The sequence below is a fragment of the Pseudomonas sp. PDM18 genome (assembly GCF_014852585.1).
Classification (GTDB): domain Bacteria; phylum Pseudomonadota; class Gammaproteobacteria; order Pseudomonadales; family Pseudomonadaceae; genus Pseudomonas.
Genome location: NZ_JACVBX010000006.1, coordinates 347,704 through 362,204, shown reverse-complemented (window position 1 = coordinate 362,204; position 14,501 = coordinate 347,704). Strand labels below are relative to the sequence as shown.

The window sequence follows — 14,501 nt, the reverse complement described above, 5'->3', positions numbered from 1 at the left end:
GAAACGGGCTTTGAGCCCAGGCAACCGTTCGGGTTTATCAGGAAGACCCTGCTCCGACCCTCGCTCGCCCACGATCTGGAAATCTAGTCACTGGCGGTCTGAAGCAGGTGAAAACAACTTACAAGTCCCTTTTGTCAAACGTCGGAGAGCCGCCCTCACAAAAGGAACCAAAAAGTCTTGCCCCGAACATCCGGTTTTTCGCTTAGGCGAAAAATTCCCTCGTTGAACGGGGCATTCGGCGCGTACGGATATTTCTCTGGAAGTCTTTTGGGAGCCAGAGCCAGAGCCAGAGCCAGAGCCAGGCGGGGATGTCGCGCTCTTCGTAGGAGCGAGCTTGCTCGCGAACCACACGGCACACGATCAATCGCGAAAAAAGGGATTTTCGCCTGCGGGAGTTACAGCAACAGATACCCCTGCGGGGCCTTGAACCGCGGCGGGTCGGCGATGAACTTCAGCCGCTCCGGCTTCCACCAGCCCGGCAGCAACCGTCGTACCGCCGGCTGGTTGAAGCGGTCGTCGAGCAGGTAGATTACCCCCGAATCCGTCGGCGTGCGGATCACCCGGCCGGCCGCCTGCACGACCTTCTGCAGGCCGGGGAACAGGTAGGTGTAGTCGTAGCCGTCGCCGAACATCCCCTGCATGCGCTGCTTGATCTCCTCGTTGACCTGGTTCACCTGCGGCAGCCCCAGCGTGGCGATGAAGGCGCCGATCAGGCGCTCGCCCGGCAGGTCGATGCCCTCGCCGAAAGCGCCGCCGAGCACGGCAAAGCCGATGCCGCGCGAGTGGGTGGTAAAGCGATCGAGAAAGGCCTCGCGCTCGATCTCGTTCATGCTGCGCGACTGCACCCAGAAGGGAATGTCCGGATGCTCGGCGGTGAAGCGCTCCAGCGCCTGCTGCAGGTAGGCGTAGCTGCTGAAGAAGGCCAGGTAGTTGCCGGGGCGCGCGCGGAACTGCCGGGCCATCAGGGTGCTGATCGGCGTGAGGCTGGCCTCGCGGTGCTGGTAGCGGGTGGACAGGTTGCTCAGCGCGTGGACTTCCAGCTGCTGGGCGTGGAAGGGCGATTCCACTTCGCGCCAGCCGGTGTCTTCGGGCAGGCCGAGCAGATCGGCGTAATAGTGCGCGGGGGTCAGGGTGGCGGAGAACAGCGTGGTGCTGTGGGCCACCTTGAAGCGCTCGGCGAGGAAGGGCGCCGGCACCACGTTGCGCAGGCACAGGGTCGAGAGCACGCGGCGCGCGCTGACGTCGTGGCGGGTGATGTCGAACAGCGAGTGCGGCCCGTAGGCCTCGGCCAGCCGGCAGAACAGCATGGCGTCGAGGTAGAAGCGCAGCAGCTCGGCCTCGTTGCCGGTGGGCTGGTCGGTGAGGTGGTCGGTGATGGCGCTGACGGCCTTCTGCAGCGCGGCGATGAACAGGTCGGGGATGGTCGGGTAGATCTGGTAGTCGACGTCCTGGTCCTGGTGCAGCTGGTTCCAGTGCCGGCCGACGCGCTCCAGCGCGCTCTTCAGCTTGGCCGGGGCGACCTTGCGCAGGGCGTTGAACTCGCCCTGGTCCAGTTCGGCGCTGTACATGCCGCGGCCGCGTTCGATGAGGTTGTGCGCCTCGTCCACCAGCAGGGTGACCTTCCAGTCGTTGAGCACGGTGAGGCCGTAGAGCAGGGCGGTCATGTCGAAGTAGTAGTTGTAGTCGCCCACCACCACGTCGGACCAGCGGCACAGTTCCTGGCTCAGGTAGTAGGGGCAGACCTGGTGCTCCAGCGCCACCTGGCGCACCGCTTCCTGAGTCAGCCAGCACTGCTTGAGCGCAGCCTCGCGGGCGGCGGGCAGGCGGTCGTAGAAGCCCTTGGCCAGCGGGCAGGATTCGCCGTGGCAGGCTTTGTCCGGATGTTCGCAGGCCTTGTCGCGGGCGACGTGTTCCAGCACCCGTAGCGGCTGGGCGGCCTCCTGCTGGCGCAACGTGGCGAGGGCGTCCAGCGCCAAGCGCCGGCCGGGGGTCTTGGCGGTGAGGAAAAACAGCCGGTCCAACTGCTGGCCGGGGAAGGCCTTGAGCTGCGGGAATAGCGTGCCGAGGGTCTTGCCGATGCCGGTGGTGGCCTGTGCCATCAGCGTATGGCCGTCGCGGGCGGCGCGGTAAACCGACTCGGCAAGCATGCGCTGGCCCTGGCGGAAATCGGCGTAGGGAAAGCGCAGCGCTTCCAGCCCCTGGTCGCGCTCGACGCGGTGGGCGCTTTCCTGCTCGGCAAACTGCACGAAGCGCTGGCATTGCAGCTCGAAGAAGGCGCGCAGGTCGGCGGCGGAGAAACGCTCGCGGAACTCGGTTTCCTTCTGGGTAATGACGTTGAAGTAGACGACGGCGAGATCGATGGCGTCGATCTCCAGGGTCTGGCACAGCAGCCAGCCGTATACCTTCACCTGCGCCCAGTGCAGCAGCCGGTGGTTCTGCGGGATGCGCGCGACGTCGCCGCGGTGGGTCTTGATCTCTTCCAGCAGGTTTTCGCTCGGGTCGTAGCCGTCGGCGCGGCCGCTGACCACCAGCCCCGGATATTCGCCACGCAGCGGCAGCTCGGCGATGTAGCCCAGCCCTCGGCGGGAGACCACAGTGGCGTGCCCGGCCATGCCTTCCTGCGCCGTGGGGGCGGGGGTGAAGCGCAGGTCGAGGTCACCTTCCTTGGCGGTGAATTCGCACAGCGCGCGCACGGCGATGGCATAGCTCACGCGCTTTCCGCCACTTCGTCCGCCCAGCGCACGTAGCAGACTTCCACCGGCATGCCGTGCTCGGCGCAGAAGGCCAGCCAGCGCTTCTGGTTATCCTGCAGGCGGTCGCCGGGGCCTTTCACCTCGATCATCCGGTAGCGCGCCTCGCCGGGCCAGAACTGGATCAGGTCGGGCATGCCGGCGCGGTTGGCCTTCGGGTCGGCCAGCAGGCGCTCGAACCACAGCTTCAGGTGCGCCGCCGGCAGGCAGTGCAAGGCCTGCTCCAGCAGGTTTTCGTCGAGCAGCTCCCAGTGCACGAAGGGCGAGAGGATGCCGGACTTGGCGGTCCAGGTTTCGCGGATGACCGCCAGATAGGCGTCGCTGTCCAGTAATGCCAGGCGTGCGGCGAAGGCTTGCGCGCGGCGGCTGACGAAGTCGCTGCGGTTGAGGTCGCTGGGCCCGGCCTGGAAGGGGTGGAAGAAAGCGCCGGGCAGCGGGGCGAAAATCACATCCCAGCAGAGCAGGCCGAACAGGCTGCAGACCAGCGCGTTCTCCACGTAGTGCACCGGCGCTTCGTCCTGGTGAAGCACGGCCTGCACGGCGAACTCGACGTTGACGTCCGGGCGCGGCAGCTCCAGGTCGATGCGCAGCGGCGGCGTGGTCTTAGCGGCTTTTTCCTTCGGCAGGCCGAGCTGGCGGATCAGTCGGGTCAGCGCGCGCTCGACCAACTGCAGCTCGCCATCACTTTCCGGCGCGGCCAGGGCGGTCTGCACCAGAGCATGGGCTTCTTCGAAGCGTTGCAGACGCTCCAGCACGCGAATCTGCCGTTGCCGCGAGCCACCGGTGGCGGTGCGCTGGTACAGCGCCAGCGCGGCGTCCAGCTCGCCTTCGCGCTCCAGCTGGTAGGCCATGCGGTACAGCAGGCGGCCGTGGCGGGCTTGCAGGTAGGCGTTGTCGCTGTGGAAGTCGCCCAGTTCGGCCAGCAGCCCGTCGATGGGTTCGCCGGTTTCGAAACGCACCGCGCCGTTCCACAGGTGAATGTAGGCTTCCAGGTCGTCGCGGCTGCGGAAGGCTCGGGAATCGGCGGTGAAAGGGACGCTTTCGTAGCGGAAGATGCCGAGATCGGCGAGGACGAACTCGGACCAGTCCTGCTGCAGATTACCGAAGAACAGCAGGCGCAGGCGGTCGCAAAGCGGCGTCGCCATCAGGGTGTAGAGCTGGTCGAGCTCCGGGTACCAGCCGGCGAAGGGCTGTACCTGCTCGTGGTAGGCGTGCAGGTGCTCGTACAGCTCGGCCTTCTTCAGCGCGCGGCGCGGCAGGTCAGCGCGGAAGCGCGTGAGCAGTTCGTCCTTGAGCAGCAGCGGCAGCAGGTCTTCCAGCGCAAGCGGGCAGGCATCGTCCAGCCAACCCAGCTCCAGCAGCGGCGCGGCTGCCTGGGAAATGTCGCCGATCTCCGCGTAGCTCAGCTTGCCGGCGCGAAAATGCGGGCCCTTGCGCATCACCAGTCGTACCAGCAGTGCCCGCGACGGCAGCGGCAGCGCGCGGAAATCGGCGATGAACCGGGCTTCCTCGGCGTCGAGCAGATCGGCGTAACGTTCGTCGATCCAGTCGAGGGCGCGGTGGAAGTTGGTCAGGTAGTAGAGGCTGGGATCGAGCGGCACGGACATTGGCGGGCACTGGTTTTACATACAGTGGCAAGGATGGCGTGATGGGGGCCTGGCCGCAAGGGTTAGCGTGGCCTTTCATCGGGAGATGTGGGGCTTGGTTTTAGGGACGCCGTACCTCAGGTGGGACGGCGGATAACGCCGTAGGCGTTATCCGCCCTACGGGGGGGCTCAGTCGGAGCGCTCGTTCGTAGGGCGAATAGCCGTTCACGGTTATCCGCCGTCCAATGCCATTGCGCGGTGAGGGCGGCGGATCAATCCAGCCGGAACACCAGCGCCTTCAGGCCGCTGTCTTCCTCGATATCGGCAAACTCCGGCGGGTTTTCCAGGCGCTCGATGAAGCGCAGCTGCGGTGCTTCGGCGGCCATGCCCTGGAGCAGGAAGTCGACGCCGACGCCGGGGTCGTTCACGCAGGCCAGCACGGTGCCGGCCCCGTCCAGCAGTTCCGGCAGGCGGCGGAGGACGCGGGCGTAGTCCTTGTCGAGGACGAAGCTGCCCTTCTGGAAGCTCGGCGGGTCGATGATGATCAGGTCGTACGGGCCGGATTTCTTCACCTTGCCCCAGGACTTGAACAGGTCGTGGTCGAGGAAGCTCACCCTGGACAGGTCGTGGCCGTTCAGGCGGTGGTTATCGCGGCCACGGCTGAGCGCGGCGCGGGCCATGTCGAGGTTGACCACCTTCTGCGCGCCGCCGGCCATCGCCGCCACGGAGAAGCCGCAGGTGTAGGCGAACAGGTTGAGCACGCGCAACCCGGCGGAGTTGGCCTGCACCCACTGGCGGCCGTAGCGCATGTCGAGGAACAGGCCGTTGTTCTGCTTGCGCCCCAGGTCCAGCTGGTAGCGCAGGCCATGCTCGCTGATCTGCCAGCCGTCGAAGGCTTCGCCGTGGAGCACTTCCATGGTGCTTTCCAGGGTGTAGCGGTGCTGCAGCATCAGGCTGCGGGCGCCGGTAGCGCGCCAGATGTCGCCCTGCGCCAGTTCCACCAGCATCGCCCGCAGCGCGCTCAGCTCGTCTTCGGCGGGCTCGCGGAACAGCGACACCAGCAGCACGCCTTCCAGCCAGTCGGCGGTGACCTGCTCCAGCCCCCGCCAGCGGCGGCCACGGCCGTGGAACAGGCGGCGGGTCTCCGCAGGGGCGGGGTTCAGGGCGGTGAGCAGTTGCTCGCGCAGGGTGGCGATGGCTTCGGTGTTCATCTATCCGGTCTTTCTGATTCAGGCGATTGGAGCAAATCGGGGCGGCGATTCTACGCGCTCAGGCGCCGTGGCGCTGCACCTGCAGTTTTTCCTCCGGGCGCGGGGCGACGAAGTAGCGGTTGAGCGCCTCGTAGCCGGCCGGGTCCAGCGGCGCAGCCAGCGGGGCGATGGCGTGGCGCGCCAGCAGGCGGCTGCGGCAGGTGGCCGGGTCGACGTCGAGGAAATGCAGGCAGTGCGCCGCACCGGCCTGCTGAGCCAGATCGATCAGCCAGCGGCGGTCGGCCAGGGTGTTGGCGGGGATGTCCAGCACCACGCTGGTGCCGGCGCGGAGCAGGCCGACCACGTGCGGGCCCATGACCTTGCGCACGCGGCGGGCGTAGAGCTGGTAGTCGTCGGGGTTGCTGATGCCCCAGGGGAACAGCTCGGCCAGCCACTGTTCCTCGGCCAGCATCACGGTGCCCGGCGCCTCGGCCAGCTCGCGCGCGAGGCAGGACTTGCCCGACGCCGCCTTGCCGCAAAGCAGGTGCAGCGTGCCTGTCTGTGTGCTCATGTAGTCGCCTCCAACAGGTCGGTGCCGTAGGAGTTATCGACCGCGCAATGCCAGGCGCCGTCGGCTTCTCGGCGGAACACGTAGGTGGCGCGGCGGCTCAGCTTGCCGTGGCTGGTATCCAGCAGGGTTTGCGCGACAACGAGCGCGGTATCGCCGGTCTCGAGGATTTCCAGGCGGCCCTGGCGCACCCGCAGCTTGTGCCCGAAGTGCTCGGCGATGGCGACGAAGGCCTGGCGGATCTGCGCCTTGCCGTGTGCCAGCAGGCCGGGTTTGACCACCAGCAGGGCGTCGTCGGTGTAGAACGCGAGCAGCGCGTCGAAGTCCTCGCGACCGATGGCGTCGTCGGCGGCCTGGATGAGCGCTTGCAGGGGATGTGGTGCCGCGGAAAGAGTAGGGGAAGGTGCCTGGTCCATCAGTGTCTCCTTGATCGGGAGCCTCGGACGGCGGGCATTAAAAAACCCGCCGGGAGGCGGGTTTGGTTGTTCGCTTGAATGCGCTAACCCACCATCGGAGCGATGGTGGTAATAATCTGCTGGAAGGTGCGGTTGGCGGCATTCATGGGTCAGAAGCTATCAGAAGTTTCATACGTCGCGCCAGCGCTCTTTTTTTGCTGGCGGCATGGCATGATCGCGCCGCGCCATGGTCTGAGCACCATGTCTTTCTCCACGCTGTAGCGGAGTCTCTTCATGCCATCCCCCCTCGCAACCCGCTTCCTGCGCGCCCTGGCGCTGCTCGCCGGGTTGGCCGCGTCCGTCGATACCCTTGCCGCGACCTGCCCGCCGGGGCAGCGCCAGGTCTGCCTGGACACCTGCACTTGCCTGCCGGACCTGGGCGCCGTGCTCGGCCCGGTGCTGTCGGACACCCGCAAGATGGCCGCCCAGGCGCTGGGCGTTTGGCTGCAGCAGTCCCGCGAGCAGGCGGCGCAGGGCGGCACCGAGCCGATCCCGCTGGAGATCCGCGCCCAGTTGCAGCCGTATTTCTCCGACGACGTGCTGATGGCCGCGCGCTATTCCACCGGTGCGCTGGACGAGTTGAACGCCGCCCAGGCGATCATGCAGAATCCCGACACCGAGGCCGTGACCCTGGTGGACGTGATCGTCTTCCGCAGCGAGGACGCCGCGCAGAAGGACGTTGCCCTGTGGGCCCATGAGCTGTGGCACGTCAAGCAGTACCAGGAGTGGGGCGTGCAGGGCTTCGCCACGCGCTATTCCGAGGACTTCAACGCCGTGGAGGCGCCGGCCTACGAGCTGCAGCGCCGGGTCGCCAAGGACCTGCGCGACGGCAAGGTCACCGCACAGCAGAATTGACCTCAGCGGCTGGCGCTGGCCTCCGGCGTCGGCGTGCCGCCGCCGAGCGCCTTGCACAGGGCGATCAGCGTCAGGCGCAGCTGGGTATCGCTGTCCACCACGTCGCGCCGCGACTGCAGGTAGGCGCGCTGGGCGTCCAGTTCCACCAGGAAGTCGGTCATGCCGCCGGCATAGCGAGCCTTGGCCATGCCGTAGGCGACGTCGCTGCTGCGCAGCTTTTCCTGCAGGTGCTGGTTGCGCTGGCGCTCGGCGCCGTAGTGGCTCAAGGCGTCGTCCACTTCCTGCCAGGCCTTGAGCACGGTCTGCTGGTAGGACACCGCCGCTTCCTGCTGCTCCAGCTTGCGCAGGTTGATCTGCGAGCGTCGCCGGCCGTTGTCGAAGATCGGCAGCGACAGACTCGGGCCGACGCTCCAGGTGCGGCTGCCCCAGTCGCTGAACTTGCCGTCGTCGGCCGATTCGTAGCCGAACTTGGCGCCCAGGCGGATGGACGGGTAGAGGTCGGCCACGGCCACGCCGATATTGGCGGTGGCAGCGTGCAGCTGGGCTTCGGCGGCGCGGATATCCGGGCGGCGGCGTGCCACTTCCGAAGGCAGGCCCAGGCTCAGGTCGGGCGTTTGCGGGGTGTTTTGCGCGACGGGCCTGAGGTCATCGCGCAGGCTGCCGGGTTCGGCGCCGATCAGCACGCCGATCTGGTTGATCGCCGCGCTCTCGCTGGCGTTCAGCTGCGGCAGGCTGGAGCGCAGATCGGCGAGCTGGCCGCGCTGGCGTTCGACGTCGAAGTCATCCACCAGCCCGCCATCGGCGCGCACCTGGATCAGCTGCAGGGATTGCTCGGTAGCGACTATGTCCTGGTTGGCCACGGCGATCTGCTGCTGTACGCCGCGCAGCTCGAAGTAGGCGCGGGCCAGTTCGGCCGAGACGCCCAGGCGGGTTTCCTCGAACATCGCCTGCTGCGCCGCCACGCTGGCGTCGGCGGCCTCGATTGAGCGGCTCACGCGGCCCCACAGGTCGGGCTCCCAGGAGGCGTCGAAACCGGCCTGGTAGAGGGTGAAGGGCTGCGCCAGCACTTTGCTGATCTCGTCGCTGCTGGCGCCGGGGGCGATGCGCTGGATCATCAGCGCGTTGGCGCCGTTCTCGCTCATGCGCTGGCGGGTCACGCCGCCTGAAGCGTTGACGTCCACGCCACGCTGCGCCGCCACCATCTGCCGCTGCATGCGGCTCTGGGCGAATCGCAAGACAGCGCTGTTGAGGTCGGGGCTGGCCTTGTCGGCGCGGCGTTGCAGGTTGTTCAGCACCGGGTCGTTGAACAGGGTCCACCAGTCTTCGCTGAGGCGGACGTTGCCCAGGGCCGGGTGCAATTGCGCATCGCCCGAGTGCGCGGCCTGCCAGCTGGCCGGCGCCTGGGTTCGCGGCGCTTCGTAGTCGGGGCCGACGGCGCAGCCGGCGAGGACTGTGCCGAGCAGGGCGAGGGAGACGAGGCGAGACGTGCGGTTCATCGATGGCACCTTTTCAGAATTGCACCTTTTCAGATTCGCTGGGCGCTAGTCATCGGACGAGCCCTCGAAACGCCGTGCGACGTAGCCCAGCAGCAGGCCTGCGGCAATACCGACGAGGCCCAGCGTCAGGCCCATGGAGCGGTTGCTGACCATGCCGACGTTTTTCACATGGGTCGGCAGACCGAGCAGGCCGATGAAGAACAGCATCGCCAGCGACAGAGCGATCAGGTAGATGCCTCCGGCTCGCCAGGTGTCGGTCGGGATGCCCTTGCGGCGGCAGTACAGGTAGCCCAGCCCGAACGGCAGGGCGAGCTGGGTGACGGCGAAGACGATGAACTGGCTGGTTTCGCTCATGGGCGGCGGCTTCTGAAGTGGGGTTCCGGCTGAGGGTATTGCATCGCGGGGCCATCTCCAGTGATCGACTACGCAAGCCGGTGGCGGAACAGCCACGAGGCGAGCGGCAGGGTGACGGCGGCCACCACCAGCATGGGGATCAGGTTGTGCCAGACATCGGCTAACGTCGCGCCTTCGAGGTAGACGCGCTGGATCAGGTCGATGCCGAAGCGCAGCGGGTTGGCGTAGGTCACCACCTGCAGGAACTCGGGCATGTTGCGCACCGGCGTGGCGAGGCCGGAGAGCAGCGTCAGCGGCATGATCAGCACGAAGGTGTAGAGCATCGCCTGCTGCATGTTCAGCGACACCGCGCTGATCGACATGCCCAGCCCGACACAGGCGATGGTGAATACCGCCAGCCCGGCGTAGAGGTTGAACAGCGAACCGGCCATGGGTATTCGGAACCAGAACAGCGCCATCAGCAGCACCAGTGTGGCCTGCAGCATACCGATCAGCAGGGGCGGAATGGCCTTGCCGAGCATGATCTCCAGCGGCGTGTAGGGCGTCACCAGCAACTGGTCGAAGGTGCCCTGTTCGCGTTCGCGGGCCACCGAGAGCGCGGTGAGCATGAGCGTCTGCATCATGCTCAGGGTGGCGATCAGCGCGGGGATCAGCGGCCAGCGGGTCTCCAGGTTGGGGTTGTACCAGGAGCGGCTGACCACGCTGATCGGCGCCGCGGTCAGGCCCTGTTCCTGGTTGAACTGCTGCACCACCACGGCTAGCCCGGCGGCGGCGGAGCCGGCGGTGTTGGAGTTGCGCCCGTCGAGGATGACCTGGATCGGCGCCGGGTCACCCTGGGCGAGGCGGGTCTGGAAGTCCGAGGGGATATGGATCACCAGCAATGCCTTCTGCTCGTCGATCACCGTCTGGATTTCCTCCACGCGGGTCAGCGTCGCCACCCGGTGGAAGATGCCGCTGCCGTCCAGGCGCGAGGCGAGGCGGGTGGAGGATTCGCTGTGGCTCAGGTCGAGGATGGCGTAGGGCGCGTCGTTGAGGTCGAAGGTCACCGCGTAGCCGAACAGCACGCTCTGCATCAGCACCGGCGCCACCAGCACGATGCGGTTGGCCGGGTCCTTGAGGATCACCAGCAGTTCCTTGCGCCACAGGTTGAGGATGCGCCAGAGAAATTCCATGGGATTCATTCCAGCCGCTTGCGCGTCACCATCCGCGCCAGGCCCAGCAGGGCGACGGCGTAGGCGGCGAGGATGGCGCAGTTCTTGAGGATCATCGGCCAGAAGTCGCCGGCCAGGAACAGTGACTTCACCAGCTCCATGAAGTAGGTCGCCGGCAGCAGGTTGCCTATCACCCGGATCGCGGTGGGCACGTTGCGCAGGTCGAAGATGAAGCCCGAGAGCATCATCGCCGGCAGGAAGCTGGCGAGCAGGGCGATCTGGCTGGCTAGGAACTGGTTTTTGGTCACCGCCGAGATCAGCAGGCCGATACCCAGCGCCACCAGCATGTAGAGCATCGAGGCGATCACCAGCACGACGAAGGAGCCATAGATCGGCACGTCGAACAGGAAGCGCGCGGCGAGCAGGCACAGGGCGAGGCCGATCATGCCGATGCCGAAGCAGGGGATGATCTTCGCCAGGAGGATTTCCACCGGCCGCACCGGCGTGACGAACAGCGCTTCCAGCGTGCCGCGCTCCCATTCGCGGGCCATGACCAAGGCGGTAAGGAAGGCGCCAACCAGGGTCATGATCAGCACGATCAGTCCCGGCACCAGGTACCAGGTGCTGGTGTTGGCGGCGTTGAACCACATGCGCTGGACAATGGTGACCGCGCCGCGCTGGTCCGTGGACTGGGCGGCGCTGCCGGCGCTGCGGTCGGCCTGCTTCTCGCCGTAGCCCGCCAGGGCGCTGCTGACGTAGTTGGAGACGCTGGCGGCGCGGGTGGCGTCCGAGCCCTGCACGAGTACCTGTACCTGCGCGTTGCCGTCGTTCAGGCGGCGGGTGAAATCGGCAGGGAATTGCACCAGCGCGTCCACCTCGCGGGCCTTCATCAGCGCCTCGCCTTCGGCGAAGGAACGCACCAGATGTGGCTCCAGGTACTCGGTACGGCTGATCCCCGCGGCCACGTCTCGGGCCACGGGGGACGGGTCATCGAGGACGATGGCGACGATGGCGCGCTTGACGTCCAGCGACAGGCCATAGCCGAAGATCAGGATCAGCGCGATGGGCAGTCCGATGCCGATCAGCAGGTTGCTGCGGTCGCGCACCAGCTGCCGCACTTCCTTGCGGGTCAGTGAGGCGAGGCGCCGCCAGAAGCCACCGGCGCTCATGCCGTGCCTGCCTTGGCGTGCTGGCGATTGCTCTCGACGATTTCGATGAACGCCTGCTCCATGTTCAGCGTGCTGCCCTTGCCGCCGGCCTGCTCGCGGACTTCCTGCGGGGTGCCCATGGCCAGCAGCTTGCCGGCATCCTGGATGACGATGCGGTCGCAGTACTCGGCTTCTTCCATGAAGTGGGTGGTGATAATGATGGTGGTGCCCGATGCCGCCAGTGCCGTGATGCGCTGCCAGAAACCGCGGCGGGCGAGGGGGTCGGCTCCGCTGGTGGGTTCGTCGAGGAAGAGGATTTCCGGCTCGTGGAGCAGGCCGACCGCCATCGCCAGGCGCTGCTTGAAACCGCCGGGCAGCTGGCCGCTGGGCGAGTCCTCCTGGCCGCTCAAGTCGAACTGTCGGGACACCGCGTCCATCCGCTGGCTCAGGCGCTTGCCGCCCAGGCCATAGGCGCCGCCGAAGAAGCGCAGGTTCTCGGCGACCGAGAGGTTGCCGTAGAGGGAGAACTTCTGCGACACGTAGCCGACCTTGCGCCGCGCCTGGGCCCGCGCGTGCCGCAGGTTGACCCCGGCGACCTGCAGCGTGCCGCTGGTGGCCGGCAGCAGCCCGCAGAGCATGCGGAAGGTGGTGGTCTTGCCGGCGCCGTTGGGCCCGAGCAGGCCGAAGATTTCCCCCCGGCGCACGCTGAAGCTGGTGCTGGCCACGGCGGTGAAGTCGCCGAACTTGCGGACCAGGTCCTTCACTTCGATCACCGCTTCGTTGCTGTCGTCGTGACGGTGCGTGCCGGCCTTGAGCGACTCCATGTCGACGGCTTCGGCATCGCTGCGAGCGCGCAGCAGGAACATGAAGCCGTCTTCCAGGCGCGCGTCCACCTGGCGTACCGGTGCGCCGTCGAGCAATTGATCGAGCTTGCCCTGGTCCGCGTCCGGCTGGCGGATGAAGCGCACCTCGCCGGACTGTGGCACCGCGTCGACGATGTTCTGGTGGTCGTCCAGCAGCCGCGCTTGCAGCGTGCGGGCGGGTTCGTCGGCAGGTGGCGTGGCGATGAAGCAGAGGTTGTCGGCGTGCTCGCGGATCGACGCCGGGTCGCCCTTGGCCATCAGTTGACCCTGGTGCAGTAGAAAGACTTCGGCGCAACGCTCGGCCTCGTCCATGTAGGAGGTGGAGACCAACACGCTGAGCTGCTCCTGCTCGATCAACTGCTGGATGATCTCCCACAGTTCGCGGCGCGACAGTGGATCGACGCCGACTGTTGGCTCGTCGAGCAGCAGCAGGTCAGGCGAGCGCACCAGGGTGCAGGCCAGGCCCAGCTTCTGCTTCATGCCGCCGGAGAGCTTGCCCGCCGGGCGATCGGTGAAGCGCGCCAGGTCGGTCATCTCCAGCAGGCGCTGGTAGCGCTCCTGGCGCTCCTGGTGCGGCACGCCGTGGAGGTCGGCGTAGAGATCGAGGTTCTCCTGCACGCTGAGGTCCTCGTAGAGGCCGAAGCGCTGCGGCATGTAGCTGATACGGTCTTGCACCTGCTGCGGGTGGGCGTGGACGTCCACGTCCAGCACCGTGAGGGTGCCGGCGTCGGCCTGCAGTAGCCCGGCGACCAGACGCAGGAAGGTGGTCTTGCCGGCGCCGTCCGGGCCCACCAGCGCGGTGAGCTGACCGCGGGGGATGTCCAGGCTGATGTCCTTGAGCGCTTGCACCGTCTTACCCGACTCTTTCACCAGAAAGTGCTTGGCCAGGCCCTCGGCGCGAATGACTGGAGCGTCAGACATCAGCGCGGCTCGTCGGCGAAGCGCACCGTGGCCGGCATGCCCAGGCGCAGCCGGTTATCCGGGTCGGCTACCAGCACGCGCACCTCGTAGACGAGGCTGGTGCGCAGCTCTTCGGTCTGCACCGATTTCGGGGTGAACTCGGCCACCGAGGAAATGAAGCCGACGTGGCCGTCGATGGCCTGGTCCGGATGGCTGTCGGTGAATACCTGGGCCTTCAGGCCGGGCTTGATGCGGCCCAGGTTGGTTTCGCTGACGTAGGCGCGAATCCATTTCGGGTCGGTCAACGCCAGGGAGTACACCGGCCGCTGCGGCGAGGCCATGTCGCCGGGCTCCAGCAGGCGCGAGCGCACAGTGGCGTTCTGCGGTGCCTTGAGGTCGGCTTCGTCGAGGTTGTGCTGCAACAACGCCAGGTCAGCGCGGGCGGCGGCGAGCTGGGCGTCGGCCTGGGCGATGTCCTCCGCGCGCGGGCCGATCTGCGCCAGGCGCAATGACTTCTGCCGGTCTTCCAGCTCGGCCTGGGCGACCTTCTGCTGCGAGGTGGCGCTGTCGATGTCCTGCTGGCTGACGGCGCGGCCACCAGGGCTGTTGGCGCGGATACTTTCCAGCCGGCGCAGCTGGGTGCTGGCGAGGTCGAGCTGGGCGCGGGCGGCTTTGTCCTGGGCTTTCGCCCGGTCGATGTCCTCGGGGCGCGAGCCGTTCTTCAGGCGCAGCAGGTTCTGCTCCTGGGCGGTAATCTGTGCTCGGGCCTTGTCGATCTGCAGGCGCAGGGCGCGGGTATCCAGGCTCGCCAGCACGTCGCCGGCTTTGACCACGTCGCCTTCCTCGACATTCATCTTCGCGATGCGCTCGCTGCCGGTGAAGGCCAGCGACACCTGACGGATGTCCACGTTGCCGTAGAGCACCAGGCGTTTGTCATCATTTTCGCGGGACTGCAGGTACCACCACAGTCCGCCCCCCAGCAGCAGCGCAACGAGCGCCACCAGCACCAGCTTCTTAGGCATCGGCCCATCCCTGATTCATGACAGCCCGGTGAAGGATAGACAGTTATTCGCCCCAGGACCCTGACGCAAGCCGCTACCCCGCGTCGCAGAGCCTGCCCTTCGTCAGCTGCCGTGCCGCGACGGGCGTCGCCTGTTAGCGTGGAGAGACATCCCGATGGAGATG

12 protein-coding genes are annotated in these 14,501 nt (G+C 67.0%); 1 reads left to right on the top strand and 11 read right to left on the bottom strand.

The features are described 5' to 3' along the window. Positions 1-395 precede the first annotated feature (395 nt). From IB274_RS15355 to IB274_RS15335, 5 genes are all read right to left on the bottom strand, one after another. Positions 396-2,711, bottom strand: a complete 2,316-nt coding sequence (locus tag IB274_RS15355) for an ATP-dependent DNA helicase (RefSeq protein WP_192432787.1) — start codon at positions 2,709-2,711, stop codon at positions 396-398. Beyond that, complete coding sequence (locus IB274_RS15350; protein ID WP_192432786.1) at positions 2,708-4,357, bottom strand: VRR-NUC domain-containing protein; 1,650 nt, start codon at positions 4,355-4,357, stop codon at positions 2,708-2,710. The genes IB274_RS15355 and IB274_RS15350 overlap by 4 nt, the downstream gene beginning before the upstream one ends. Positions 4,358-4,608: 251 nt before the next feature. After that, positions 4,609-5,547 carry a class I SAM-dependent methyltransferase gene (locus IB274_RS15345; RefSeq protein ID WP_192432785.1) on the bottom strand — a complete coding sequence of 313 codons (939 nt, stop codon included), beginning with the start codon at positions 5,545-5,547 and terminating at the stop codon, positions 4,609-4,611. Positions 5,548-5,605: 58 nt separating this feature from the next. Then, the gene (locus IB274_RS15340; protein WP_192432784.1) at positions 5,606-6,097 is read right to left on the bottom strand and encodes an AAA family ATPase; all 492 of its coding nucleotides are present in this window, start codon (positions 6,095-6,097) and stop codon (positions 5,606-5,608) included. Next, a complete protein-coding gene (locus tag IB274_RS15335; protein ID WP_192432783.1) occupies positions 6,094-6,510 on the bottom strand; it encodes a YybH family protein in 417 nt (138 codons plus the stop codon). The genes IB274_RS15340 and IB274_RS15335 overlap by 4 nt, the downstream gene beginning before the upstream one ends. A gap of 273 nt (positions 6,511-6,783) precedes the next feature. Here IB274_RS15335 and IB274_RS15330 point away from each other — a divergent pair, with 273 nt between their 5' ends. Then, on the top strand, positions 6,784-7,404 hold the full coding sequence (locus tag IB274_RS15330; protein ID WP_192432782.1) for a DUF4157 domain-containing protein: 621 nt from the start codon (positions 6,784-6,786) through the stop codon (positions 7,402-7,404). 2 nt (positions 7,405-7,406) lie between these two features. Here the strand turns inward: IB274_RS15330 and IB274_RS15325 are convergent, their stop codons facing one another. The 6 genes from IB274_RS15325 to IB274_RS15300 all read right to left on the bottom strand — a co-directional run bounded on the left by IB274_RS15325 (position 7,407) and on the right by IB274_RS15300 (position 14,338). Then, positions 7,407-8,900 carry an efflux transporter outer membrane subunit gene (locus tag IB274_RS15325; RefSeq protein WP_192432781.1) on the bottom strand — a complete coding sequence of 498 codons (1,494 nt, stop codon included), beginning with the start codon at positions 8,898-8,900 and terminating at the stop codon, positions 7,407-7,409. Between the two features lie 45 nt (positions 8,901-8,945). After that, complete coding sequence (locus tag IB274_RS15320; RefSeq protein ID WP_192223148.1) at positions 8,946-9,254, bottom strand: hypothetical protein; 309 nt, start codon at positions 9,252-9,254, stop codon at positions 8,946-8,948. Between the two features lie 68 nt (positions 9,255-9,322). Further along, entirely contained in the window at positions 9,323-10,426 is a 1,104-nt protein-coding gene (locus IB274_RS15315) for an ABC transporter permease (RefSeq protein ID WP_192432780.1), read from the bottom strand. Positions 10,427-10,431: 5 nt separating this feature from the next. After that, positions 10,432-11,574: an ABC transporter permease gene (locus tag IB274_RS15310; RefSeq protein ID WP_192432779.1), complete on the bottom strand. Its 1,143-nt coding sequence runs from the start codon at positions 11,572-11,574 to the stop codon at positions 10,432-10,434. Further along, positions 11,571-13,337, bottom strand: a complete 1,767-nt coding sequence (locus tag IB274_RS15305; RefSeq protein ID WP_192432778.1) for an ATP-binding cassette domain-containing protein — start codon at positions 13,335-13,337, stop codon at positions 11,571-11,573. Before IB274_RS15305 ends, IB274_RS15310 begins: the two co-directional genes overlap by 4 nt. Beyond that, positions 13,337-14,338 (bottom strand): HlyD family efflux transporter periplasmic adaptor subunit, encoded by a 1,002-nt coding sequence (locus tag IB274_RS15300; RefSeq protein ID WP_192432777.1) that lies wholly within the window; start codon positions 14,336-14,338, stop codon positions 13,337-13,339. Before IB274_RS15300 ends, IB274_RS15305 begins: the two co-directional genes overlap by 1 nt. Positions 14,339-14,501 lie beyond the last annotated feature (163 nt).

Bases quoted from the DNA above. Each gene is read 5' to 3' on its own strand.
- IB274_RS15350 (WP_192432786.1), bottom strand. From the start codon at position 4,357: ATGTCCGTGCCGCTCGATCCCAGCCTCTACTACCTGACCAACTTCCAC.
- IB274_RS15345 (WP_192432785.1), bottom strand. From the start codon at position 5,547: ATGAACACCGAAGCCATCGCCACCCTGCGCGAGCAACTGCTCACCGCC.
- IB274_RS15340 (WP_192432784.1), bottom strand. From the start codon at position 6,097: ATGAGCACACAGACAGGCACGCTGCACCTGCTTTGCGGCAAGGCGGCG.
- IB274_RS15335 (WP_192432783.1), bottom strand. From the start codon at position 6,510: ATGGACCAGGCACCTTCCCCTACTCTTTCCGCGGCACCACATCCCCTG.
- IB274_RS15330 (WP_192432782.1), top strand. From the start codon at position 6,784: ATGCCATCCCCCCTCGCAACCCGCTTCCTGCGCGCCCTGGCGCTGCTC.
- IB274_RS15325 (WP_192432781.1), bottom strand. From the start codon at position 8,900: ATGAACCGCACGTCTCGCCTCGTCTCCCTCGCCCTGCTCGGCACAGTC.
- IB274_RS15320 (WP_192223148.1), bottom strand. From the start codon at position 9,254: ATGAGCGAAACCAGCCAGTTCATCGTCTTCGCCGTCACCCAGCTCGCC.
- IB274_RS15315 (WP_192432780.1), bottom strand. From the start codon at position 10,426: ATGGAATTTCTCTGGCGCATCCTCAACCTGTGGCGCAAGGAACTGCTG.
- IB274_RS15310 (WP_192432779.1), bottom strand. From the start codon at position 11,574: ATGAGCGCCGGTGGCTTCTGGCGGCGCCTCGCCTCACTGACCCGCAAG.
- IB274_RS15305 (WP_192432778.1), bottom strand. From the start codon at position 13,337: ATGTCTGACGCTCCAGTCATTCGCGCCGAGGGCCTGGCCAAGCACTTT.
- IB274_RS15300 (WP_192432777.1), bottom strand. From the start codon at position 14,338: ATGCCTAAGAAGCTGGTGCTGGTGGCGCTCGTTGCGCTGCTGCTGGGG.